17 protein-coding genes and 1 rRNA gene are annotated in these 24,583 nt (G+C 49.4%); 10 read left to right on the top strand and 8 right to left on the bottom strand.

From position 1 onward, the window contains the following. The 3 genes from F1593_RS16160 to F1593_RS16170 form a co-directional block, all read left to right on the top strand. Nucleotides 1-208, top strand: a 23S ribosomal RNA gene (locus F1593_RS16160); the annotation flags it as partial. 173 nt (nucleotides 209-381) lie between these two features. Further along, complete coding sequence (locus F1593_RS16165) at nucleotides 382-1,236, top strand: amidohydrolase family protein (RefSeq protein WP_172632168.1); 855 nt, start codon at nucleotides 382-384, stop codon at nucleotides 1,234-1,236. An 81-nt stretch (nucleotides 1,237-1,317) separates the two neighbouring features. Next, on the top strand, nucleotides 1,318-2,313 hold the full coding sequence (locus F1593_RS16170) for an MBL fold metallo-hydrolase (RefSeq protein WP_149402600.1): 996 nt from the start codon (nucleotides 1,318-1,320) through the stop codon (nucleotides 2,311-2,313). Here the strand turns inward: F1593_RS16170 and F1593_RS16175 are convergent. Next, complete coding sequence (locus tag F1593_RS16175; protein ID WP_172632169.1) at nucleotides 2,310-6,422, bottom strand: adenylate/guanylate cyclase domain-containing protein; 4,113 nt, start codon at nucleotides 6,420-6,422, stop codon at nucleotides 2,310-2,312. The two genes, F1593_RS16170 and F1593_RS16175, sit on opposite strands and share 4 nt — an antisense overlap. Nucleotides 6,423-6,737: 315 nt before the next feature. On the opposite strand from F1593_RS16175, the gene F1593_RS16180 reads away from it, so the two are divergent. The 6 genes from F1593_RS16180 to F1593_RS16205 all read left to right on the top strand — a co-directional run bounded on the left by F1593_RS16180 (nucleotide 6,738) and on the right by F1593_RS16205 (nucleotide 9,740). Then, entirely contained in the window at nucleotides 6,738-7,298 is a 561-nt protein-coding gene (locus F1593_RS16180) for a ribonuclease FAU-1 family protein (protein WP_149402602.1), read from the top strand. A gap of 44 nt (nucleotides 7,299-7,342) precedes the next feature. Then, nucleotides 7,343-7,756 carry a methylmalonyl-CoA epimerase gene (gene mce / locus F1593_RS16185; protein WP_149402603.1) on the top strand — a complete coding sequence of 138 codons (414 nt, stop codon included), beginning with the start codon at nucleotides 7,343-7,345 and terminating at the stop codon, nucleotides 7,754-7,756. Nucleotides 7,757-7,871: 115 nt separating this feature from the next. Continuing rightward, nucleotides 7,872-8,630: a YggS family pyridoxal phosphate-dependent enzyme gene (locus tag F1593_RS16190; protein ID WP_216368884.1), complete on the top strand. Its 759-nt coding sequence runs from the start codon at nucleotides 7,872-7,874 to the stop codon at nucleotides 8,628-8,630. A 66-nt stretch (nucleotides 8,631-8,696) separates the two neighbouring features. Then, complete coding sequence (locus tag F1593_RS16195; protein WP_149402604.1) at nucleotides 8,697-9,191, top strand: DUF6391 domain-containing protein; 495 nt, start codon at nucleotides 8,697-8,699, stop codon at nucleotides 9,189-9,191. Between the two features lie 2 nt (nucleotides 9,192-9,193). Next, nucleotides 9,194-9,484: a YggT family protein gene (locus F1593_RS16200; RefSeq protein WP_149402605.1), complete on the top strand. Its 291-nt coding sequence runs from the start codon at nucleotides 9,194-9,196 to the stop codon at nucleotides 9,482-9,484. A gap of 4 nt (nucleotides 9,485-9,488) precedes the next feature. Next, on the top strand, nucleotides 9,489-9,740 hold the full coding sequence (locus F1593_RS16205; RefSeq protein ID WP_149402606.1) for a DUF167 domain-containing protein: 252 nt from the start codon (nucleotides 9,489-9,491) through the stop codon (nucleotides 9,738-9,740). Between the two features lie 76 nt (nucleotides 9,741-9,816). On the opposite strand, the gene F1593_RS16210 is transcribed toward F1593_RS16205, so the two are convergent. The 4 genes from F1593_RS16210 to F1593_RS16225 all read right to left on the bottom strand — a co-directional run bounded on the left by F1593_RS16210 (nucleotide 9,817) and on the right by F1593_RS16225 (nucleotide 18,750). After that, nucleotides 9,817-12,699: a protein kinase domain-containing protein gene (locus F1593_RS16210; protein ID WP_149402607.1), complete on the bottom strand. Its 2,883-nt coding sequence runs from the start codon at nucleotides 12,697-12,699 to the stop codon at nucleotides 9,817-9,819. Between the two features lie 78 nt (nucleotides 12,700-12,777). Next, nucleotides 12,778-15,573, bottom strand: coding sequence for a protein kinase domain-containing protein (locus tag F1593_RS16215; protein WP_149402608.1), 2,796 nt, complete (start codon nucleotides 15,571-15,573; stop codon nucleotides 12,778-12,780). A 295-nt stretch (nucleotides 15,574-15,868) separates the two neighbouring features. Then, nucleotides 15,869-16,711 (bottom strand): sulfurtransferase, encoded by an 843-nt coding sequence (locus F1593_RS16220; protein WP_149402609.1) that lies wholly within the window; start codon nucleotides 16,709-16,711, stop codon nucleotides 15,869-15,871. A gap of 650 nt (nucleotides 16,712-17,361) precedes the next feature. Next, nucleotides 17,362-18,750, bottom strand: a complete 1,389-nt coding sequence (locus F1593_RS16225) for an IS110 family RNA-guided transposase (protein ID WP_149402610.1) — start codon at nucleotides 18,748-18,750, stop codon at nucleotides 17,362-17,364. A 262-nt stretch (nucleotides 18,751-19,012) separates the two neighbouring features. Between F1593_RS16225 and F1593_RS16230 the strand changes: the two genes are divergently transcribed. Further along, a complete protein-coding gene (locus F1593_RS16230) occupies nucleotides 19,013-20,554 on the top strand; it encodes an ABC transporter ATP-binding protein (RefSeq protein ID WP_172632170.1) in 1,542 nt (513 codons plus the stop codon). 179 nt (nucleotides 20,555-20,733) lie between these two features. On the opposite strand, the gene F1593_RS16235 is transcribed toward F1593_RS16230, so the two are convergent. The 3 genes from F1593_RS16235 to F1593_RS16245 all read right to left on the bottom strand — a co-directional run bounded on the left by F1593_RS16235 (nucleotide 20,734) and on the right by F1593_RS16245 (nucleotide 24,470). Then, nucleotides 20,734-21,807: a dipeptide epimerase gene (locus F1593_RS16235; RefSeq protein ID WP_149402612.1), complete on the bottom strand. Its 1,074-nt coding sequence runs from the start codon at nucleotides 21,805-21,807 to the stop codon at nucleotides 20,734-20,736. Nucleotides 21,808-21,895: 88 nt separating this feature from the next. Continuing rightward, nucleotides 21,896-23,011, bottom strand: coding sequence for a D-alanine--D-alanine ligase family protein (locus tag F1593_RS16240; RefSeq protein ID WP_149402613.1), 1,116 nt, complete (start codon nucleotides 23,009-23,011; stop codon nucleotides 21,896-21,898). A 28-nt stretch (nucleotides 23,012-23,039) separates the two neighbouring features. Beyond that, nucleotides 23,040-24,470, bottom strand: a complete 1,431-nt coding sequence (locus F1593_RS16245; protein WP_149402614.1) for a UDP-N-acetylmuramoyl-tripeptide--D-alanyl-D-alanine ligase — start codon at nucleotides 24,468-24,470, stop codon at nucleotides 23,040-23,042. Between the last annotated feature and the right edge of the window lie 113 nt (nucleotides 24,471-24,583).

Raw genomic sequence — 24,583 nt, forward strand, 5'->3', positions numbered from 1 at the left:
AGTTGGCCCGCCCGGGCCAGAGCTGGATAGCTATGTCGAGAAGGGATAAGCGCTGAAGGCATCTAAGCGCGAAGCCGCACCCAAGATAAGTTTTCCCATCTCTTCGTGAGATCAAGATCCCAGGCAGAACACCTGGTTGATAGACGGCACGTGCAAGCCTGGTAACAGGTGCAGCGAAGCCGCCCTAATGATCGTACGGCTTGTTTCACACATTTGTATCTTCATCGTGGCTCTACAATGGATGGCGCGTCGTCTGCTTCAACAAAGCTGACAGGAAAGCGCTCGGCAAAATTGAGGAAATGCACTTTTCAGTGGTTCAGACCCATACAAGTAGGATTTGCTTTTGGCAAGTCCTTTTTTGTGTTGAAGAGGAGCAGGGATATGCTCATTGACTTTCATACCCATATATTTCCACCAGAAATATGCAAGCACCGCGCTCGTTATTGTGAGCGTGATCCCTGGTTCGCTGCCCTCTATTCTAATCCCAAATCTCGTATGGCCAGCGCGGAAGATCTTGTGACTGAAATGGCTATTTCTGGTGTGGACGCTTCCGTTACTTTTTCCTTTGGCTGGACCGATCCTGCATTAATCGAGGCTACCAATAGCTATGTGATTGATGCCATGCGACGCTATCCTGGTCGCATTTATGGTATGGCGGTTATCCAACCTACGGCAGGAGTACGGGCGCAACATGAATTAGAACGTTGCGCTCAGGCCGGTATGATTGGTCTGGGAGAATTAATGCCACACGGCCAGGGCTATCGTCTCAGTGATATCCCTCTCCTTACTCCTTTGATGGAGATTGTACGCCATTATCAGTTGTTAGTACTCTCCCATTGTAGCGAACCGGTTGGGCATCTCTATCCTGGCAAAGGTGATGTTTCGGTGCAGGATATTGTTACTTTTCTCACTGCCTTTCCCGATATCCGCTTTATTGCCGCTCATTGGGGAGGCGGGCTGCCATTCTATACGCTGATGCCAGAAATCCAGCGCCTCGCCTCGCACGTGTGGTATGATACTGCTGCGTCCCCTTATCTCTACCGATCAGATATTTTTAAGTCGGTGGCCCAATTGGTTGGCGCGGAGCGCATTCTTTTCGCCAGTGATTTTGGATTGCTACGTCAAAAACGTGTGATAGCTCATATTCAACAGACCGGCATAGATACACAGTCGCTGGCAATGATCCTGGGAGGCAACGCTCAACACCTATTAGGCCTTCACGATCAAAGAAATTGACCTCCTGTTCCTAACTAGCAGCCATGGTATATCATTCTAGTATTTCTACTTCTTTTAGTATTGCAATGAGGTATCTTGATCATGCGTGTTGTCTCTCTCGGAAGTGGTAGTAGTGGTAATGCTTATCTCGTGGAGGCTGGTCCTCAAGGCAGGACCAGGCTTTTGCTGGATGCGGGTTTAAGCGCACGCATGTTAACAACACGTCTGGCCTCGGTTGGAGTATCGCCATTGCAGCTACAGGGTATTCTGGTTACGCATGAGCATAGTGATCATGTACGAGGCATTCCTGTGCTGGTGAAAAATCATTCTTTGCCTGTCATTGCCAATACCCACACATTGAAAGCTATTCAAGAGGGCATTGTCACTGGCGTCTGGAGCACTGACTCAGGTAAACTGGTGCCAGCCTATCAAAAGTCTGATACTGACACACAACCTGAAGTCCTGCTGACAAAAAATGGAGCAGATACAGCTAATGCTGCGTTATTGGAGAGCCAACCCGGGCAGATAGGCGTAGCGGTAGCGGATGGTGCGTTTTCAACATCGCCAGCTTCTCAATATTTATTTTCGGCATTGGTCTTTCCCAGCGGTACCCGGCGCATTGTTGGTGATATCACAATCACCTCATTTGCTATCTCGCATGATGCCACTGCCCCTTGTGGTTATCTATTAGAGGCGGGTGGATGTCGTGTCTGTTTGGTGACGGATAGCGGGGAAGTTACCCTGGCAATGCTTGAACAGATGCAACATGCTGATCTCCTGATTCTGGAATCTAACCATGACCGGGAGCGCTTGCGGCGTGGCCCCTATCCCTGGATGCTCAAGCGCCGTATTCTCAGTCCTACAGGCCATCTTGCCAACGATCAGGCAGCCGAAGCTGTGCTGCGTATCTGGCGCGAAGGCGGGATGCGCTGGCTCTGGCTTGCCCATTTAAGCCGTACCAATAATACACCTCAGTTGGCACTGGAAAATATGCGTCTCTCCTTGTTAGCCGCTCATGTCAATCTCTCCTATATCCAGATTGTCGCCTTACCGCCCACCATGGGGGCCATCTGGGATTCCACACGCTTATGGCTTTAGCCAATGATGTTTTTTTTGTCCAACGCATTCACAGCGGCCAGTTCTTTGCGTACACGTTGTGCTGATGGGGTTGCAGAGAGCGACTCATAAAAGCCCAGCGCTTGTTCCAGATAGTAGCATGTCAGATCCAGGTCGCTTTTCCGCAGCTCTCGGGCCTCATCTGTATCCCGTGTATCCGCACGGCATTTGTAGAATAGACCCAGATAATGCAGTGTATGAGCCCGTTCCCAGGGCAGATCAAGTTTTTCACAATAGTGATTGGAACGTCGTAAATCAGCTTCTGCCTGTTCCCATTGCTGTTTTTGCAGGGCCAGGCGTCCGCGTGCGCGCAACGCTACCGCGAGACTCTTGTTCGAACCAGCATTTTCACAAAGCGTGACGGCACGATCAAACAAATCCTCTTGCTGTTCCGTTTCCTCATTTATTATCAGCAACTCGACTAGCGTCACCAGAATTGCCGGATCGGGAAATGGTTCGCTTTTCTGTACTTTATAGCGATAATCCTCCAGAGCTCGCGGCCAATCCTCCTGGGCTAAATGGATGGCATGTATTTTCGTTCCCATACATGGGAGATTGTCATTCGATATCCGTTCGCTATTCTGATCAGTCAGCCGTTTATATTGCCGCGTATATTTATCGCCTTCCTCTTGTTGACCACGATGATAGGCGATAGTTGCCAGAGTTTCCAGTGCCCAGAGCTGGCGTTTTTCATCCTGTTGATACTTCTCAATGAATTGCAGGATCTCGTGTGCCACCTGCTGTGCCTCATCCCAGCGGTTCCAGCGATACCATGTATTCATGCGTCCAACCATACTCGACAAGACCATGGGAGGGCTCTCCATCGCGAGTGCATTACTCCAGGCCTTCCCATAATAGGTTAAAGCGGTTGCATACTCGGCAATGGTCTGATAAGTGCCTCCTAATGTTATATAGAGATCATACAGTTCTTCTCGATTCGTAATCAGATGTTCCAGTTGCAGGCGACGGTTCAGGATCTCGCGTGCCTTGCGATAGCGGCGATAGTATTGCGCATAGATAAAGCCCATGGCGTCCAACGTGAGGGAGAGTATGATGGGATCTCCAAGCTCTTCGGCCATACGTAGTGCCTGCTCACCTTTCTGCAATCCTTGTTCTGCCAGCATGTTTTTTTGCTCGACCGGCGCTTCATCTAATTGAGTAATAAACCAGAAAACCAGATAGGTAAGAAAGGACACATGTTCACGGCTCGCTGGCATATCTTCAAGCAAGGCCAGGCCAGCATTGACGTAGGACTGTATCTCTTGTGGATCTGGTGGACTGTCAAAGAGCGCCAATGAGCGCGTTGCTAATAATGAAAGCTGATTATAGATCTTGAGCAAATAGAACTTATCTGTTTGTGGTGTTGCTGGCAAGACGAGTTGGAGGGCACGGCGGAATTGAAGCCAGGCGCTATCAAGGTTCCCGCGCTGTGCGTGAGCTTCCCCAATTTTATAGAGCATCTGGCTGCGTGTATAGGCATCAGCCTGACTCTCATCGAGAAACTCCATGGCATCAGTATAGGCCTGTAAGGCTCTTAGCGCGTAATAGCAGTCCATTGCCTGATCCCCGGTAATCGTTAAGTAATTGATAGCTTGCGCCCGCAAATCGGCGCGTGTGAGCCGTATGGATTGCGTTGTCGGATATTTCTGTTTAATGATTTCAAGTGTATCAATGGTTGCATTAGGCGACCAGGTGGTGAGTGCGCGCTGAAAATGATGGGCAATCAACTCGACAAAGCTTGCTTGCTTGGTGGTGGTATGATCTTCGAGCCAGAGCGCCATCTGAGTATGTTCGCGTGACCGCCGTTGACGTGGGATATTGTTATAGACGACATCGCGTGTCAGGATATGCTTGAAGATAAAAGTGCGATCTGACGTGATAGGGCTGACCATTTTGGTCGTAATCTCGGTGATAAAATCATGGTGCATCAGCGATACCAGCGCATTAATAATGGTATCCGCATTCGTGCTGGCTCCCAACTCTAACAGGGCTGAAAGCCAGAATGTGCGGCCGATAATAGCGCAGTGCTGCAATATCAATTTATCAGTAGGATTCAGCAGATCCACGCGTGCCGCCAGTACGCCCTGAATGGTGTCGGGAACGTAGGGTAATGGAAGCAAATAGGGAGAATTGAGCGGCTCTTCCGAATGCAACTCATCGTTTACCAATTGGAGCGGCTGGCTAAATTCTCCTGGATAAGTATATTTGGGATAATTGACCATCCAACAATCTTGTCCCCGCTCGGAGCTTTCTCCACGTATCAGAATTTTCTGATCGATAAACATTCGCACAATCTCTTCCACAAAGAAGGGGTTACCCTCTGAACGGGCCATAATCGTATAGCGTAAGTTTTCTGGCAATTCATTGGTATTGAGCAAGGCATCGATAAGATCATTACTCTCTTCACTGGTCAGAGCATCCAGCTCAATCATGGTAAAGTTTCTCTGACCGCTGCCCCAATCGCGGCGGTGTTCCAGGAAATCCGGTCGGGCGGGACAGAGAATGAGGATGGGGACCGCAGTCACGCGATCTGTAAGATATTCAAAGAGATCCAGTAAAGCTTCGTCCGCCCATTGCAGGTCATCAATGATAATGATCAGCGGTTGGCGTTCTGCCAGAGCCTCTAAGAGTATGCGCCAGGCCCGCAAGAGCGCGATCGGGGCACAATTTTGTTTTGATTGTGTTCCCTTTGTAGGTGTCTGTGTCGCTACCTTACCAGGTCTTTCGTAGCCTGACTCATCTTCCCGGCGCTTCTTCCCAATCAAGCCCTGTCCGATGTGGCGTAGCAACGTCTCCGCGATCTCCTCGGGTACTTCAGAGCGTTGCGCCGCTGTAAATGTGGTACGCAAGAAATCGATGAAGCGCAACTGAATACTCTCATCGGTATCATCCTCCTGGACATGGAGCATCGAGCGTAGAATTTCGATTAAGGGCCAGTAGGTAATACCTTCGCCATAGGGAGGGCAACGTCCTTTAAGGATCAGCGGCGGTACCAGCTCTCCAATGGGTGAGGTACTTTTGACTAATTCTTGTTCACGTGTGATGAATTCACGTACCAGGCGTGTTTTACCAATACCGGGCGTACCCAGAATGGTGATGAGATGTGGATGTCGTTCAGTCTGGACACGTGCGTAACTGGCATGGAGTAAGGTCAATTCGAGACCCCGTCCCACCAGTCTGCTAGCACGGCTGATCAACCCACGCGGATGCTGCTCAATAATGCCGGTGGGTTCACATAGCTTGAGTACCACATAGGCTGTGAGTGGCTCGGTTTTTCCCTTGACGTGTAAGGGGGCCACGGCTTGAAAATCAAACACTGCGCGGCTGGATAGATAGGTCCGCTCTCCCACCAGGATCGTATCGGGCATTGCCGTTTGCTGCAAGCGAGCAGCCATATTCACCGCATCGCCCGTGATCAGGAAATCCTGATAGCGTGTCGCAGTGATCCCCGGAGTCGCTACCTCACCCGTATTGATGCCGATGCGCATCTGGAGTCGAGTCGCCTCAGGATCACGCACCAGGCGCTGTTCATTGAAGAGTGTCAGGGCGGCCTGCATATCCAGCGCGGCCCGTATCGCGCGGCCAGGATCATCTTCATGCGTGATGGGTGAACCGAACACTGCCATGACCGCATCGCCAATATATTTTTCCACGGTCCCATCGTGTTTACGGATCTGTGCGGTCATCAAATTAAAATAACCTGCCAGGATGGCACGCATATCCTCTGGATCGAGTCGATCCGCCAATGGGGTCGAGCCCGTGATATCAGCAAACATAACCGTCACCACCCGTCGCTCCTCTTCTGCTGTATGTACAACTGTGGGTGGCACTGCCGCTGGCGCTTCAACTATTACAGGTTGTCTGGCTGATAATGTATGGAGTGCTTCACTCTCAACGACTGGCTCATAAGCTACCGTAGATGCTTTATCTGCATACTGTTTGGGTAGCAATGAATTTCCGCATTCGATGCAAAACTTTGCTCCGGTGGGATTAATGGTACCGCAATGAGGACAGGCAGTCAGATTCTTTCCACATTCAAGGCAAAATTTCGCATTCGGTGGGTTTACTGTCTGGCAATTCAGGCAACGCATACAAATCCATTTTTCTACTGTATGGGATGATGAAATTCTTCTCTGCAATCGTTCTTTATTGTACAACACACCTATGATATTGAATAGCTTTAGAAGAAGAGCTACTCTGTAACGAGATAGCATAACCGTACATGAGAGCCTGGCTATCCTGCCGGTGGGCTGTATTGGATGGATTCACGGAGTTGTTTTGTTATGATAGAGATATAATATGGAACAGTTTCTGAGGTTTCGTTTATAAGAGTCGCGGAATACGCAGTTTTTACTTGACGATTTTGCCTATATTCCTTACTATAAATAGCGAGAAGGGAGTAATGTATGCAACGTGATTTTAGAGTGGAGTGCCATAGTTATGACAAGTTGTTGCGGGGCTCGTGGAGAGCGTATAGTATACAGCCGCAGGTTCAACTGGGAACAGAATTATCGTCCGCAGTGACCGATGATTGTGTGCGTTTATGGCTTCCTGCCGGTACCCCTATGAATTGGGCCTCAGGGACACGCGATCTGCGCAATAATTGTGTGCAATTTTATTGGCCGGGACGCTGGTTTATGCTCAGTGCCTTCTATAATCAAGATGTCTTGATTCACACATATGCCAATATTATACAGCCTGCCCACATTGTATTGAATCAACTCTCCTATGTGGATCTGGATTTAAGCATTCTGTTTGAGCCTGATTTAAATTATGAAGTGCTGACCCAGGCTGAATTTGAGCATATGTCTGCAGTATTAGAGTATGATGAAACTACACGGGTCAGTGCCTTGATGGCGTTACAAACCGTCACCAGTTTGATCCAGCGTAGCAGCAGTACCGGCCTGTTTGCGGTAGTGCCGCATCGTTTAGATCTGACCAATCTCCATACCGTGGTGGCAAGCTAGCACACGCGCTGGCCTGCTATCTGAATGAAAAAGGCAGTGTGAAGATGTCCAGACGTATTGACCATGTAGCGATTCTTGTGCGCGAACTGGAACAAGCGGTCGCTTTTTATCGAGATACCCTGGGAATTGAGCCAGATGAGATCAGAGAGGTGCCTACGGAACAGATACGTATTGCCTTCTTGTCTCCAGGTGGTCCGCTGGCTAGCAAGATTGAATTGATCGAGCCGATGACTCCCGATTCAAGTCTGATGCGCTTCCTGGAGAAGCGCGGTGAGGGTATGCATCATATCTGTCTGGAAGTTGATGATATCGATGCGACCCTGCAGGAGTTGAAGGCGAAAGGTGTCGTCGTTCTTGACCAGCAGCCAAGAATAGCTGCCGAGGGACGCGCCATCTTTCTGCATCCCAAAGGCACCAATGGGGTGCTCCTGGAAATGTTGCAGAAAGATGAACATTGATGGCCTTGAGCCTGATCGTTTGACGGTTGGTTTTGCATTCTGACCATCACATCTGGTGTACAATATTGATATAATAAAATGAAATTGTTCTGTTGTGATCAGTAGAGAGAGAACCGTGATAAACCAGCCCCCTATCAGCCAGGAAGCGTTAATTGCTGAGAATATTGCCCATGTACGCACTACGATTGCTGAGGCGGCGCGACGTGCTGGACGCTCACCAGAGGAAATTACACTGGTAGCAGTCTCCAAAACAAAGCCACTCGAATTCATAAAGATAGCGTATAATTTAGGAATGAGAGATTTTGGCGAAAACCGTATCCAGGAAGCCCTGGAAAAGCAGGCTGCCTTTTGTCCAGCCGATCTCCGCTGGCATATGATCGGGCATGTGCAGACAAACAAAGCCAATAAAGCGGCGGCTTCTTTTGCGTATATTCATAGCATTGATAGTTTTCATGCGGCTGAAGCCTTACAGCGTGCCGTGGAAAAAAAGAGCCAGGCCACAGGAGAATCATTACGACAAGCAGTTTTCTTACAGGTAAACATTTCCGGTGAAGCCAGCAAGGAAGGTATGTCAGCAGCGGATGCTCCTGGTATTGTGCGTCAAATTCTTTCCCTTCCCCAACTGGAGGTGTGTGGATTAATGACGGTCGCGCCATTGGTTGAGGATGCCGAGCAGGTTCGTCCAGTCTTTCGCGCCTTGCGTGAATTGCGAGATGAGCTACGCCAACAATTCCCTGCTGTAAACTGGGAACATCTTTCGATGGGGATGACTGATGATTATCCCGTTGCCATTGAAGAGGGTGCGACGATTGTACGGGTAGGGCGTGCGATTTTTGGCGAACGAATTCAGGTCAAACAACCTCTCGCTTGTTGAGCGGCTGCGGGTCCAGGCTATCTGACAACTACGGTTGCAGGCTGGCTGTGTGAAAGGAGATCCTTTATGAAGTTCGATGATTTGTTGTTTAGCCGACGTACCAGGCAAAATCATGCACTAGAGCATGCTACATTTACAATCATGGCGACTATGGATCCATCTTTAAGTGTCAGCGCCCGTTCAAATAACGATGGTTTTATTATCTTTGGGGATGTCGATCTGGGCCTGTTACGGCGAGCCCTGGATGAGGCTTTACGGCGTCTCCTGGCGGGTGAAGCTGAACTGGCGATTCACCCCAATTGTGGAACGAATCTGGCCGTGGGTGTCTCAATGGTAACGATTGGGACATTACTGGGTATGGCTTCCAGCAATAATCGTACGCGTGTGGCATCGACTGCGGCTTCTTCGGTCGCAGGCTGGATGGCGGCCCGTCCTGTTGGGGAATATGTTCAGAAGCACTTTACGACCTTGCCCGACGTTACTGGTGTTCGCGTCACCGATATCACTCGTCGTAAGCTCTTTGGGTTTACCTTTATCGAAGTTCGTACTGTTCAGGAGTAATTATGTATACGCCACCGCCGTTGCCTGTACCCATCTTCACCTATCTGATCAACTATGGTATCAGCTTTTTGATCCTGGCAATGTTGGTCCGGGCTATCGCATCCTGGTTTCGCATTGACGAGCGCAATGTTTTTATCCGTTTTCTGGCCCGCCTGACCGATCCTTTTATCGTGCCGATCCGGCGTGTGATAGGTCAGATGTGGGTGCTGGACCTCTCCTTTTTCGTGGCCTGGTTTATGTTGCAAACTGTGCAAATTTTGTTGTTACAAGCTGTCAGACCCCTGGGCTGGTAGGCAGATGCTGCTGTCAGTTCGTGTCATCCCGCGCAGTGGCCGGAACAAATTAGAGTGGGACGGTACTAAAATCAAGGCCCGTCTGACTGCTCCTCCTGTAGATGGCGCAGCCAATGAGGCGTTGATAGCTCTACTTGCCCAGCAACTCGCGCTTCCCAAACGCTCTATTACCATTGTTCGTGGGGCGACCAGCCGTCACAAAACCGTCGCCATTGAACAACTGACCTCCGAGGAACTGAAGCGTTTACTACAATAAACAGAACGAGAACGAGAACGAGGGATGCCAGATGACATCCCTCGTTCTCGTTCTCGTTCTGTTTTCCTGTCCTGTCCTAATGTGCCAGGAATGTTCCACTTCCAAGGTTATTTTCCATGTGAATACGCTGACCTTTGTCAAAAGATAAGATTACAACTGCTTTATTGACAGGATTTCCATCGGCACCGAAAGTAATCTGTCCACTCACGCCTTGCAGGTTTTTGATCTGAGTTAACGCTGCTTGAAGATCAGTAGCGGTCAGAGAGGTTCCTCCTCTGATTGCTTGCTTACTTGCTGTGAGCAGGGCAACCATGGCATCGTAGGAAAGTATTGCATTGTTAGTTGGCCGTACATAGCCATACACTGTCGTTGTATTTGCCCCACTAAAGTCCGCTATGTAATTCTGGAAGAAGGCTGGCTTCTGCTTGCTATGACCAAGTACATCCCATTCATCAGGATAGGCAAAGGCGGTGAAATGTAGACGATAGAGATTAGGACGCGCTTGCTGGGTGTAGCCTCCAAGTTCGTAGAGAGCATCACCTCCTAAAATTTGCGTGTTTGCCAGTTGTGGCTGATTGGGTAGCCCTGTCAAGAGCGTATCGACATCGTTGGCGTAGCCCGCGAAATAGATCAGTCCCGGATCAGCGGTCAGTTTCTGCAGACCCATAAGGATAGACTGTTTGTTATTGCGCTGGTAGGGGATGACTTGCGTAATTTGACCACCAATAGTGCTGGCCGTAAAAGAGGACTGGAAGTCATTGCCCAGGCTCTGACTATAGGAGTCTGAGTCATCCATAAAGATGACGGCTTTTTTCGCGCGCAGTTGATTTTCGGCGTAGGTCGCTGCCACGCTGGCCTCGGTATTATTAGATGGGGCAACGCGGAAGAAATATGTCGAGCTATTCGTAAGGGCATCACTAGAAGCGGTAGCCGAGACCATGGGAATTTTTGCTCTTGTCAGGATTGTGGATGCGTTCTCTGCGTGTGCGCTGAATGACCAGCCCATGACTCCCACAATACTATGATCTTTAGCTGCTGCTTGCACAATTTGATTGGCAACGGTGGTAGCGTTGGCCTCATTGCTGCCGGTATTAGCGATAATCAGACGGATTTGAAGTTGTCCCAGGGTATGCTGACTATTCCATTCGTGCTGAGCAACATAGGCTCCCTGGAGATTATCTGCTCCGGTTCCCGTATTGTTTCCGCTGAGGACGGTGCCTATGACATAGGTGAGATAGGGGCTATTGGAGTTAAGGACGCGTAGATCTTCTTGATAAATATGTGCCTCAGCATCACCAGAATCCCCGTTGCTTGATTTGCCATTCACGGCGTCCGTCCAGTAGGTTGCTGCCTGACTATCATTGTTGTGTTGCATTGCCGCAACGGCTTCTTTTTTATATTGTGCGTTTCTGCGCGAGGTATCAAAGACGAAGTGACCATCACTTAAGCCGATGGGCTCGCCATTGATCATCGTGACGCTGATAGAATTACTACTGGTTGAGTTGTTGTTGGCGGATGGATTTTTCTGAGTTATCTGGCTGGTATTGCCAATGGGATGGGCTCCGCCTCCAGGTGGGATGGTTGGTCCTGCATGTAAGCTGAAAAAGAGGAATGCGATGATGACGATGACAATAATCAGGAGCAGCAGGCTCCATAGCATATAGTTGACTTCTTTTTTCTGTTGGCGTGGCGGAAACTGCTGGATTTGCTGTTGATTCCCCCAGCGTCCTCCTGGTCGTTGAGCCTGGTTATTGATGGGATAGGGATTGGCAGGAGGTGCAGGTGTGCTTCTGACCGGGCCATAGCCTTGATTATAGGCAGGTTTGGTGGGCGGTGTCGGGGGGGTGGGAGGGGCTGGCACCGTCCGCAATGGTGCTGAATTGAGGAGATAACTGCTGTTCTCGCTTGTGGTATGGAAACGATTTTGCAATAGTGCGTCGATCGCACCTTTCATTTCCGCTGCGTTTTGATAGCGTTTGGTGACATCAATGGTCAATGCGCGTTCAAGAATGCGTTCAAGCTCAGGAGAAACCTGAGGATTGATACTGCGAGCGGGTGGATAATTAAACGGTGGATAATTACGCGGATCGCGATTAGTGACCAGATGGTGGAGCGTGGCGGCCAGCGCATAGAGATCCGAACGCGCATCTGCGTTACCCTGATATTGTTCGGGCGGCGCGTAGCCTGGGGTGCCCAGCGCGGTCGTTTGTTTGCGTTTGGCGTGTTTTGCCTCATCCGCGCGTGCAATGCCGAAGTCTACCAGGCGGGCGCGTTTATCGCGCGCGCTAATAATAATGTTCGCTGGTTTAATATCACGATGTACAATAGGAGGCTTTTTCGTTCCCAGATATTCGAGAATATCCAATACCTGTGAAATATAGGTAAGTGCTTCAAGTTCAGGCATCGATTTTTGGGTGCGCTCCATATGATCTTCCAGATTTTCGCCTGGAGCATATTCTTGCACCATATAGTAGCGCGACGCTTCTTGAAAACTATCGGTCACCGTTGGAATCAGAGGATGATCCAGATCTGCCAGCGTATCTACCTCACGCTCGAAATTATGGACATCCTCCTGACGTTGTTGCGCATCGCTCTCATCTGAGATTAACTCTTTAATCACGACGCGTTTGTTGGAGACGCGAGTATCACGTGCTAATACCGCTGCGCCCATACCACCCTGACCCAAAACTTTTTCGACCACATAGCGGCCATTTTGTAACTGTGCATTGGGAGTCAGGGTACTGGAAGTACCTCTACCGCCTCCATTAGTTGTTGTACCAATTCCACCACTACTACTACTATTCCCCACCTGGCCCGGGCTGGTTACAGGATTATTTGTCGTTGGACTCACTTGCCCAACAACGGTTTGCTCATTCACAGATGAGTCCAGGTAACCACCACAATTGGCACAAAAGGTTTCACCGGCCGGATTTACCGTGCCGCAAAAAGGACATTTCATAGTTGTGCCTGTTATTCCAATCTCGTAGTTATCTTGTGTGTAGTGATTATGTATGCTGGCATTATCGCCACACAACCCCTACTTTAAAAAGCGTCCCAGAAGTGTAGGTTCCATATGGATACGTCCCATTGGATCGACATAGAGCACCACAATCGCTTTATCAGTGGGATCTCCATTCGCGCCAAAAGCAATTTGCCCACTTACTCCCTGGATGGCATTGGTACCGTTGAGCGTATGTAAAGCCTGACGCTCGTCCTCAACGGTTGGATGTTGCTTTCCTGTGTTCAATGCATTATTGTACGCAGTTAGCAAGGCAATGGTTGCATCATAGGAGAGAATAACATCATTATCCGCACGCGTAAAGCCATATGAACCTCCAGTATGTGGCCCATAAGCAGTAAATGCTGCGGTATATTCCATGAAAAAATCTGGCTTTTGCGCGCTATGGTTTAAGACATCCCATTCATCGGGATAGGCAAAGGCAGTGAAGCGTAAGCGGTTGAATTTGGCACGGGCACTGCTTTGATAGCCACCTAATTCATAGAGCGCATCTCCCCCCATGACGGGTAAGTTACCGGCTGGGAGATTAGAGAGCAGTGTGCTTACATCACTGGCATAGCCAGAGAAGTAGATCAAGTCGATATTTTGTCTTAGTGTTTGCTGGACAGCGCTGGAAATGGTATCTGCTTTTCCGATGGTATATTTTTCCTCAACAACCTGATTTTTATCCTGATTCACAAATTGCTGGCGAAAATCCTGTGCCAGACTCTGGCTATAACTATCCTGATCGTCATAGAAAAGCGCGACCTTTTTCGCATGCAGGTTTTGCTCAGCGTATTTTGCTCCCTGTATTCCCTGTATCTGGTTGGAGGGAACGATCCTGAAAAAGTAAGGAGAGGCATTGGTAAGCATATCACTGGAGGATGTCTGGGATACCAATGGAATGTGTGCGTTGCTCAGCGTACTGATAGCGGCCTGTGTTCGTCCACTAAAAGGCCAGCCCATTACGCCGATTACCGTGGGATCGGATTGCTGCAATTGGACAATTTGTTGCACCACCCTGGGGACATTATAATTGAGGCTGGGATCATGTGGGCTGCCTGTGTTGGCGATCAATAAACGCACCAGAATCCCACCATGGAGTTTCGATCCATCGTTATATTCTTTTTGTGCCACATAGGCACCTTGAAGATTATCACGTCCCACCTGTATTTGATCACCGCTGAGCATTGTCGCGATTACCAGTGTCACATATGGCGAGCCAGAAGTGAGCACATGAATATTCTCTTGATAGATCAGTGCTTCCGCATCGTTCTCATTCTTGCCAAGTGCCTGATTGAGGAGCGAGATCGTCGCATTATAATTGCCATTTGCCTGTTTAAAGGCCTGCGCCGCCTGTATCTTGAGTGCACCATCTTCAAGCGTGGTATCGATGGCGGTTGTGCCATCGCTAATGCCGATAGGTTCACCATTGACCATCGTAACGCTCAGCGTGGATGTTGTCTTTTTCCCCAGGTTAGCGTATATCAACAATGAGCCCCCCGCCAATAGTAAGACCAGCAATACTGTGAGGACAATAATCAGTCCTGTATGGCGGCGTTTGCGTGCTGGTTGCCACTGTGGTTGGGGCTGTTGAGATGGTTGGGGCTGTTGACCTGCCTGAATCTGGGGATAGACAGGATATGTGGGCGATGATGTATTCCCAGATGCTACCGGTGCTACTGATGGTAACAGCGTCGGAGGAACAGGTGTTGTTTGCGCCCAGGAGCCTTGGCCCAGTTGTTGTGGTGTCTGTAATGTGGTTGGAATTGTTCCCTGCTGAGTCACGGCCTGCGCTGGATCCGGTGAGGATACGGTCGAGTTTGTGATTTTTGGTATCTGTCCAGAATTTCCCAGCGTATAGCTATCGATATTGCCAGAGACACCAAAACGCTGACGTAGAATGGTATCGATCTCAAACTTCATGGCGGTGGCGCTCTGGTAGCGTTGTTTCATATCGACCTGTAATGTTTTCGCCAATACCTGTTCAATTTCAGGTGAGAGGGCGGGGTTGAGCGTGCGCACTAAAGGATATTGGAAGGGCGTTTCACCTCGTGGATCGCGATTGGTCAGAATATGATGCAATGTGGCGGCCAATGCATAGAGATCTGAGCGCGCATCCGCGTTGCCCTGATATTGTTCAGGTGGTGCGTAGCCTGGCGTACCCAGTGCTGAGGTTTGTTTGTGTTGCGCATTACGCACCTCATCAGTACGAGCAATGCCAAAATCGACCAGATGGGCCCGGCGATCTTTGGCCCCAATAATAACGTTGGCCGGTTTGATATCGCGATGCATGATTGGTGGTACCTGCTGGGCCAGATATTCCAGAATATCGAGAATCTCAGACGCGCAGATCAATGCTTCTCGCTCGCTGAAAGGCTTTTGGGTCCGTTCCAGACGCTCCTCAAGGTTCTCTCCCTCGATATATTCCTGCACCATGAAGTAGCGTGTACCTTCCTGAAAGTGGTCGGTCACATTGGGTACCAGAGGATGATCAATATGGGCCAGCGTTGCGACTTCACGCTTAAAATTGCGCACATCTTCCAGGCGGCGCTGTTGATCAACATTGTCTGAGATCAGTTCCTTGATCACAACAAGCTTACCATCTAAGCGACTATCCGTGGCAAGCAATGCTGTCCCCATGCCTCCCTGACCGAGAATCTTTTTGATAGCATAGCGATCCCCTTGTAAGTGAGTAGCTGTACTCAGTGAATTTGGTAGCGTGATCCCGCTATTTGAAGGCGTAGCTGTCGAAGCAGCACTCACATTATTACCGCAATTCCCACAAAAGCGGACATTATTGCGGAGTTCTGCTCCACAGTAAGGACATTTCATCTTTTTGCCTGCCTTTTAAGACGCATGTAGCTGATTACGTCTTTCCATGCTATGAATATATGTACAGTGAAAAATCAAAAAATACCTGTACTATATCTAATTACTTGAGCAGGAAAATTATAACTGGTTTATCTTTGTAAGTCGAGCGCCATTGCTGCACAATTCTTTTATTCTTCTATTACATACGTAATCTTACGCGAAAAGTTAAAACAAGGCAGTGGCCATAAAAAAGGACCCTGTGGGAAGAATATTCCTGACAGGGTCCTTTTTTATAATTGTGTTATTTAGCGAATGATTAGCGCTCGATTGGTGAACGTACCAGGCTGCCCCACTCGGTCCAGGAGCCGTCATAGTTGCGTACATTCTCGTAGCCCAGCAGGCGGGTCAGCACAAACCATGTATGCGCGGAACGCTCGCCGATACGGCAGTAAGAGATGACATTTTTATCAGGTGTGACATCTTTGGCTGCATAGATATCACGCAGTTCAGCAACTGTTTTGAAGGTGCCATCGGCATTGGCAGTCACAGCCCAGGGGATATTCTTGGCTCCGGGAATATGTCCGGCGCGCTGTGCGCCCTCCTGAGGATAGTTGACCATATGCAGCAGTTCGCCGCTGTATTCCTGTGGTGAGCGAACATCGACGAGGCGCAGATTCTCATCTTTCAAGCCAGCGAATACCTGATCGCGGAAGGCGCGGATGCTCTCGTCAGCAGGCTCGGCATGATAGGTTGTCTCTTCGAAGTGAGGAACCTCTTTTGTGTAAGGACGGCCCTCGGCCTCCCACTTGGCGCGACCACCGTTTAAGAGCACCAGATTTTTATGACCATATTGGGTGAACAGCCAGTATGAATAAGCAGCATACCAGTTGTTGCGATCACCATACAGGACAATCGTCGTATCGTTGCTGATGCCCCATTTGGCAAAAAGTTTCTCAAGCCCTTCTTTAGAAAGAAAGTCGCGGCTCAGTGGATCCTGTACATCGACATGCCAGTCGAGTTTAACAGCTCCAGGGATATGCCCAACTTCGTATAACAGTACGTCTTCATCGGCTTCAATCAAACGTACATTTGCATCATTGAGATGGTCCGCGACCCAGCTTGAATCGACGAGTGCCTCTGGATGTGCATACTCAGACATGTGTCTGTCCTCCTTAGTATTCACCAATTGTTGACTTAGTGGATCAACATTCAAAACTTCTACTGTAGTATAGAAGCTGGACATAGGGGATGTCAAGGGAAAATTGTACAGGTTTTGTCTTTTTCTATGTAATTCCTATCCAGGAGTCTTTTCAAGAGTCATTCTTTGTAAGAAGGAGCCATTTTATGAAGATATTGTAATGTTTTGAAGCTGATATATATAAATATAAATGTGTATACTTTGTTATGTATCTATTCTGTTAGCACTTCTTATTTTATGCAGTATCCCGGGGAGTGAAGTATGCCTGCTACACGTGTAACCGCCGCAACGGAAGATTCGGAAGAAACCTTTAAGCTCTCGCGCGTCTTTGCAGCCTTCTCTAGTTTGCCACGTATCCTGCAACTGGTCTGGTCTGCCAATGCTCCGCTAACGGTTGCCATGGCGGTTATCAGCATCTTGCGTGGCCTGACGCCTGTGGTCTCGGTAACTATTTCTCAACTGGTAATTGATAGCGTTGTACGTGGTATACTCATCCATTCAATTGCACCCATCTGGCTGCCGGTTATTCTCCAACTGGTAGTGAGTCTGGTAGATCGTTGTTTGACGAATTCTCCTGAAAATAGCCGCTCCACAAAAGCAGGCAGCAGAGATCATGCCGTCTCTGCCTGCTGTAATTGGACCTGGTACCCTAATTGCTCAAGACGGCGAAGCGCTCGACGTTTGGTGGTCTCTCGCTCTTTTTCGCTGGCATACTGCTCTCCCAATTCCCGAAAAGGCTCATCCTCTTTGAGCACATGGTAAATGGTCAGCAGAATCCGATGAGCTACTGCCACGATGGCCTTTTTTCGGCCCATGCGTTGACACAAGCGTCGATAATACGCTCCCAGGAACGTTCCTTTACTGCTGGCTGCTCCTTGTGCGGCTTCAATGAGGGCCGTGCGCAACCATCGATTTCCTTTGGTCGTTTTGCCGCTTAACCGTTTGCCTGCACTCACCTTGTTGCCTGGACAGAGTCCGACCCAGGATGCTAATTGCTCCTGGGTCGGAAAACGATCCATCTGGATGCCGATCTCGGCGACCACGACCTCGGCGGTGCGCAGACTGATCCCCGTAATCGCATCCAGGCGCTCAATGGCTCGTCGAAGATCCTGTCGATGCTCACCCAGACGCCGCGTTTGGCCTTCTTCTTCCTCGACGATTTCCTCTGACTGAGCATCTTGTAAAGCCTCTTTGGCGGCTTGCTTTGAGGAGGGTGAAGGATCGGGGTCTTCCGGTCCGTTGCCCAGGCCTAACTGCTCGGCAATTTGCTGATCAAACGCCTCAATCTGTTGGCTTAAAAAGTCCAGGTGAGCCAGATGCTGCGAGAGCACAAAGCGATGATGCGCTCGCAGCGTTCCTTGAACAGCCTGCGCCAATTGCAGCTGCTTGCTCCGCAGTTTCCCACGTGCCATCCCTGCCAGGGTTTCCAGGTCCTGCTCTCCTTGCAGCATCGCATGCAAGATCTGCCGAGCGGTTTTGCCGGTGATATCAGTGACCACCGAAGAGAGTTTGATATTGGCGTCTTCAAGCACCTTCTGGATCCGGTTCACGATGCGAGCTCGTTCCTCAATCAGGGTTTTGCGCGTGCGCGTTAATTCCCGTAATTCCCGTTGGGGACGAGGAGGGATAAAGCTGGCGGTGAGTAAGCCATGTTGAAGTAAACTGGCAATCCATTCGGCATCCTTCACATCCGTTTTGCGCCCCGGAACCGCTTTGATATGCTGCGCGTTGACCAGCAGCACCTCCATCTCCCCTTCCAGCACATTGTAGATCGGTTTCCAGAACACCCCTGTGCTCTCCATAGCCACATGAGTGCATCTCGCTCCTTTGAGCCAATCCAACAACTCCAGTAATCCTGTCGTCATCGTACTAAATGTTCGCGTCTCTTTTTTGAGATGCCCATTGGCTCCTCGAAGAAGCAAACATGCCACGATCATCTTTTTGTGAATGTCCAATCCACAACAGCGTTCAAAGACCACACTGATGAGATCTTTCTCCATGCTTTCCTCCTGGCAAAGGGGCTGCTTTCTTCACGCTCATGCAACCAGTTTCGCCAAGAGGATACCGTCCCATAAAGAAATTCTCCTTCGTGCTTCCCTCGTCTGGGAGCCACAGTTCTGGGTGCCTACAGGTATCCCGATCATATTTGAACCCAGGTTTGTTCCACTAGATAAAATCTCGATCTGTGAATCTTGGCGCTGGTTCACCTCCTATTTTACCTCCTTTTCATGGTTCCGGGTGCTCCGCAGGAGCATGGACTATTTGAATACTATTTCACAGTCCTTATTACAGGATCAGGTTGCCAATCATATTCAACTCAGCATTCTGCACAAGGCCAATACATTAGATCTCTCCTTCTTTGAGAACACCGAATTTTATGACAAATTACGTCATGCCCGGGAAGAGACGAATTATAAGCCAGTTATTCTCGTCTCAGAGATTTTCGATACAGCACGTACACTAATCACGCTGGTCTCGATGTTAATTTTGTTACTTCAACTGGCCTGGTGGCTTATGCTGGTTGCTTTTATTATTCCGATACCATCTTTTATTGCCAGTAGTCGCTATGGCTGGCGGCGCTACCGCAGGATGCGTGCTGAAGCGCCGGAACGGCGGAAGATGTGGTATCTGACTCATGTGTTGACGGTGGATGATTATAATAAAGAAGTTAAACTCTTCAATCTGGGTGATTTTTTTATCGCACGCTATGTCTCGTTGATGGAGACCTTCTACGATGAGAATAAGAAGCTCATCATTCCCCGCAATCTGAGTAATTTTGCCTGGTCAGCCATTACGGTGATTGCCAACTCTTCTATCTATCTCTATGTAGCGCTCCAGGCCGTGCTGGGTCGTATTAAGTTGGGCGGGCTGGTCAAGTATACACAGGCATCCATTCAGGCCGGTACGAGCTTCCAAAGTGTCCTGGATGGCATTTCAACCATCTACGAAAATACCTTGTATGTCAATACACTCTTTGAGTTTATGGAATACCAACCCATAATTGTTTCCCCACCGCAACCTGCTACATTGACCTTCCCGGTAGATGTACAGGGATTGGATATTGAGTTTCGCGATGTCAGTTTTACTTATCCAGGCAAGACGGAAGCTGCCCTGAGTCATATCAATTTTGTCGTGAAGGCAGGCGAATCCGTCGCGCTGGTAGGACGCAATGGGGCGGGCAAGACAACATTAGTCAAGCTACTGACGCGCCTGTATGATCCCGATGAAGGAGAAATTCTCATTGGAGGACATTCTATTCGTGATTATAATCTCGAGGATTTGCGTCAGCATGTGGGCGTAATTTTTCAGGATTTTGTACGCTATCATCTTACTGCTAGCGAGAATATTGGAATCGGGCGACTGGCGGAAATAGAAAACCGAGACTTCATCGAACAGTCTGCTCAAAAGAGCGGCGCGGATGCCGTGATCGAAAAGTTGGACAATGGATATGATACGATGCTGGGACGCTGGTTTAAAGAAGGTGCTCAGTTGAGTGGAGGTGAGTGGCAGAAGGTCGCATTGGCTCGGGCATTTATGCGCGATGCTCGTATCCTGATTCTGGATGAGCCAACCAGCGCGCTTGATCCTCAATCTGAATACGACGTCTTCACCCGATTTCGGCAGCTCACAACTGGCAAAACCGCCATTTTCATCAGCCATCGTTTCAGCACCGTACGCCTGGCGGATCGGATTATTGTCATTGAGCATGGCCGGATGCTTGAAATAGGTTCCCATCAAGAGCTTATTGCCCTGGATGGTCGTTATGCCGAACTCTTCAACCTCCAGGCCGAAGCCTATCGATAGCATAGCAAGCGGGATTGTAAAGGGCAGCCAGCCCTTTTCGCTGACCGTCTACCAGCATAAAAAGGTAAAAATCATCAGGCGGCGCTAAGAGAGGATTACTAAGGAGTTGCATCCTTAGTAATCCTCTCTTACATCTTAGTTGCAAATAACACCAAAATAAGCAGGGAAAAGACCCATGTTTATTTTGGTGTTACACCCAAACCACTCGCGGTTTCAGAGAGCTGATAGATCCCCCCTTTTTGTTCATAGCCGCCCGTGAAGGGATCTTCTGTGAGGAGCATGGGAGTATCGAGGTCGATAAAGGTGAAGCCGCCCAGGCCAGCGGCAAAATGGGAGGCAGCACTGATTGCGAGACGGGATTCGATCATGGCTCCAATCATTAGCTGGGTATGTGAAGCTCGACAGAGGGCCGCAATGTCCAGTGCTTCCACAATGCCTGTTTTCATTAACTTGATGTTAATCACCGTAGCGGATTGATTGGCGATGATCTGTGCGACTGCGGCCGCACTACAAGCGCTTTCATCCGCTGCGACAGGAACGGTGGTATGTTGTGTCACATAGCGCATGCCGGTAAGATCATCTTTGGGTCCTGGCTGTTCGAGCAGAAGTGGCCGAATATCACGATCATCGAGAGCTTCAAGGCAGAGCAAGGCTTCATGGGGTGTATAGCCTTGATTGGCATCCAAGGTGATACCAAGATGGGGTGCACCACTGCGTATCGCTTCCACTCGGTTCACATCCTCTCGTAAATCGCCGCCGACTTTGACCTTGATCGTCTTCATCCCGCGGGCCATAATCTCTTCTGCCAGTTCATAGCCGTGCTCAGGTGTGACCAGAGGAATGCTCATATCTGTTTCAATGAATGTACTCGCGCCACCAAAAAATATATAGAGTGGAATACCATAGGAGTGGGTGAGTGCATCCAGGATTGCCATTTCGAGGCCCGCGCAGACCGTCATTTGTGAAAAATAAAGACTACGTATCAATTTAGAGAGAATACGCCACTGGGCTGCATCTCGTCCTATCAGGAGGTCTATACATCCTGTAGCCGCTGCCAGAGCTGTGGACTGCGATTCACCTGTACTGGGTGGAAAGGGCGCACACTCACCATAGCCCACACTTCCATCTTGAAGTGTGAGCTTGATGAGCACGTTCCGCGCTTCCATTACGCTTCCCGTCGCGATAGCAAATGGCTCGCGTAGCGGAATATTGAGCGGTTCAACGGTGATTGAACGAATGGTAGTTTTGACCATATCCACACCTTTGCTTCTCTGCGTCTCGTGCACGCATAGTTGTCGCTATTTGTTGGATGCTATCTTCAGGTTCATCAATACCAGGGCTTTAAAGATTTGTACGATTGTGTTGACGATCCTCATAGCGTTCTTGTGCCAGTTCGATGAGCCGCTCTAAGAGTTCTGAATACGGGATACCGCTGGCCGCCCATAATTTAGGATACATGCTGATCTCGGTAAAGCCTGGCAGGGTATTGACCTCATTGATATAGATCTTGCCGCTATCTTTATCCAGAAAGAAGTCAATGCGAGAGAGTCCGCTAAGATCCAGAGCTTGAAATGCTGCAATTGCATAGCGGCGAATTTCTTCGGTGGTTTGCTGGGGAATGTTCGCTGGAATGACGGCCTGGGATTGGTTATCGATATATTTGGCGTTGTAATCATAGAATTCATTGCTAGCAATTATTTCGCCGACCACCGAAACAATGGGTTCGTCATTGCCCAGGACCGCACACTCGAACTCGCGGCAGTTAATGCCTTGCTCAATAATAATTTTGCGATCATATTCGGCGGCGACATTGATGGCATGTTCCAACTCGGTGCGATTGTGAGCCTTGTTGATCCCAACGCTAGAGCCCAGATTGACAGGTTTAACGAAGTTTGGATAGCCTAGTTGAGTTTCTATGGCATCTAAAATTGCTTCCGGTGAGCGCGCCCATTGGTTGCGGCGATAGACCAGATAGTTGACGTTAGGCAAGCCAGCGCTATCGAAGATCATCTTCATCTTCTCTTTATCCATGCCGACAGCCGCACCCAGCACGCCACAACCGACATAAGGCACATTCGCCATCTCCAGTAATCCCTGTAAGGTTCCATCTTCTCCATACGTGCCATGCAGGACTGGAATGATGACATCCAGCGCGCCCTGTTCACCTAGAGCGGAGCCACCTTCGAGTGGGATCAGATGTTTAACTGTAGGATCACCAGTAAAGGTAACACTGCGAAACGTATCAGCTATCCCACCGTTTGGTTGTTCTGCTGCCAACAAGGTTGCGGGCTCGGTGCCCAGTAACCATTGCCCTGCTTTCGTGATCCCAATAGGTACGACTGCATATTTCTCTGGATCAAGGTTTTCCATTACTGCTTTGGCTGAAGCCAGGGAAACTTCATGTTCGCCAGACCTGCCACCAAAAACAACGCCTACGCGGATCTTTTTGGTTGTCATTCGTTTACCTTTCTCGTGTGTTGGATTGTTATGCTTGCACCATGGTGAGTAACGTATCCATAGCCAGACCCAGTGATGCCTTCAGCAGCACCAGGTCATTGCTTGTTACCTGTTGTTTTAAGAGTTCGGCGGCAGCCTGTTTTGCTGCTTCGAGTTCGACGCGATTTTCTAAGCTGGCGGCGAAATAATAAGTGGACTTTTCAGGCATACCTGCCTCAACCGCTCCTGCCACATACTGACGAGCATGCTCGCCAATCGCGACGATGTAATCCACCAGACCTGCCAGGGCCACGCCTGTCTGATAATGTTCTTCTTCGGCATAACTGCCCAGTTCTAAAATATCACCCAGGACGGCCCAGCGTTTACCATTGGCATCAATGTGCGCCTCATGCATGGTATGTGCAATAGCCAGAATTGATTGCCGGTTGGCATTATAGCTATCATCAATCAAGGTACTGCCATTGGGACCTGTCTTAATCTCGCCACGGCGTTTAAAGGCGGTTAAATCCTCCAGGGCTCCTTTGATATCGGTTAAAGACAGACCTGCGGCCAGTCCCACGGCTGCGGCTGCCAGGGCAATCGTGATGCCATGCTCTCCTGGAATATGCAGTTGGACTGGAATCTGCTCTCCTTGATAATGGAGTGTAAAGCTTCGTCCACGGAGCGCATCGCCACCGATTTCACTGGCGCGTACTCGCGCATCTTCCGAGGTACCATAGGAAAGAATCTGGGCCTGTGTTTTTGTATGCATCGCACGGACATTGGGATCGTCATAGTTCAAGATGGCGATACCTTCAGGTGCGAGAGCCTGCACTAATTCGCTTTTGGCCTGCGCCACTCGTTCCTGGCTTCCAAAATATTCAAGGTGTGAAGCTCCAACATTAGTAATCAACGACCAATCCGGCGCTTTAATGGTACATAGCCAGGCCAATTCGCCAACCCACTGTGCCCCCATCTCCAGGACCGCATAACGATGCCGGGGTTCCAGGCGGAGCAGGGTTAAGGGATAACCGATTTCAGTATTATAAGAAGCCAATGTCTTTAAGGTAGGGGCCAGATTACCAAGTACTGTTGCTACTGCCTCCTTGGTACTGGTCTTGCCATTACTGCCAGTGATACCTATATAGGTTGTTTCTGGCTGACGTTGTGCTCGTGTCCGGGCTGTGGCATGGAGGGCCTCAACCACATCAGGCACGATAATCTGGATAAAATCAGCCGGTATGTCGTCGGTCACTTCTTGCGTACAGAGTGCGCCAATTGCTCCGGCCTGAGCTGCTGCTGCGATAAAGCGGTGTCCATCAACTTTGGCCCCTTTGAGCGCGACAAAAAGATCCCCGGGCTCAATTTGACGATTATCATGATGGGCTGAGCGAAAGACGAGTTGTGGATCGGGTGTGGAGTGGCTGAGCACGCGAGCCTTTCCAGCAGTACCTTGCAGTATATCATTGAGGGTGAACATGCAGTTGTATCCTTTGCAAATTCTACTGTACTTTGTGCTGATTATATCATGGTTACCTATTCTCGTCTTCTTCACGCTGCATAGTAACTATTGCTGTAAAATGAATTTTGCCA

The organism is Dictyobacter arantiisoli (assembly GCF_008326305.1).
Lineage (GTDB): Bacteria > Chloroflexota > Ktedonobacteria > Ktedonobacterales > Ktedonobacteraceae > Dictyobacter > Dictyobacter arantiisoli.

Excerpts from the sequence above, each read along its gene's own strand:
- F1593_RS16235 (WP_149402612.1), bottom strand. The coding sequence starts at position 21,807 with ATGGTCAAAACTACCATTCGTTCAATCACCGTTGAACCGCTCAATATT.
- F1593_RS16210 (WP_149402607.1), bottom strand. The coding sequence starts at position 12,699 with ATGAAATGTCCTTTTTGCGGCACGGTAAATCCGGCCGGTGAAACCTTT.
- mce (WP_149402603.1), top strand. The coding sequence starts at position 7,343 with ATGTCCAGACGTATTGACCATGTAGCGATTCTTGTGCGCGAACTGGAA.
- F1593_RS16180 (WP_149402602.1), top strand. The coding sequence starts at position 6,738 with ATGCAACGTGATTTTAGAGTGGAGTGCCATAGTTATGACAAGTTGTTG.
- F1593_RS16205 (WP_149402606.1), top strand. The coding sequence starts at position 9,489 with ATGCTGCTGTCAGTTCGTGTCATCCCGCGCAGTGGCCGGAACAAATTA.
- F1593_RS16215 (WP_149402608.1), bottom strand. The coding sequence starts at position 15,573 with ATGAAATGTCCTTACTGTGGAGCAGAACTCCGCAATAATGTCCGCTTT.
- F1593_RS16170 (WP_149402600.1), top strand. The coding sequence starts at position 1,318 with ATGCGTGTTGTCTCTCTCGGAAGTGGTAGTAGTGGTAATGCTTATCTC.
- F1593_RS16245 (WP_149402614.1), bottom strand. The coding sequence starts at position 24,470 with ATGTTCACCCTCAATGATATACTGCAAGGTACTGCTGGAAAGGCTCGC.
- F1593_RS16195 (WP_149402604.1), top strand. The coding sequence starts at position 8,697 with ATGAAGTTCGATGATTTGTTGTTTAGCCGACGTACCAGGCAAAATCAT.
- F1593_RS16200 (WP_149402605.1), top strand. The coding sequence starts at position 9,194 with ATGTATACGCCACCGCCGTTGCCTGTACCCATCTTCACCTATCTGATC.
- F1593_RS16225 (WP_149402610.1), bottom strand. The coding sequence starts at position 18,750 with ATGGAGAAAGATCTCATCAGTGTGGTCTTTGAACGCTGTTGTGGATTG.
- F1593_RS16240 (WP_149402613.1), bottom strand. The coding sequence starts at position 23,011 with ATGACAACCAAAAAGATCCGCGTAGGCGTTGTTTTTGGTGGCAGGTCT.
- F1593_RS16165 (WP_172632168.1), top strand. The coding sequence starts at position 382 with ATGCTCATTGACTTTCATACCCATATATTTCCACCAGAAATATGCAAG.
- F1593_RS16175 (WP_172632169.1), bottom strand. The coding sequence starts at position 6,422 with ATGCGTTGCCTGAATTGCCAGACAGTAAACCCACCGAATGCGAAATTT.
- F1593_RS16220 (WP_149402609.1), bottom strand. The coding sequence starts at position 16,711 with ATGTCTGAGTATGCACATCCAGAGGCACTCGTCGATTCAAGCTGGGTC.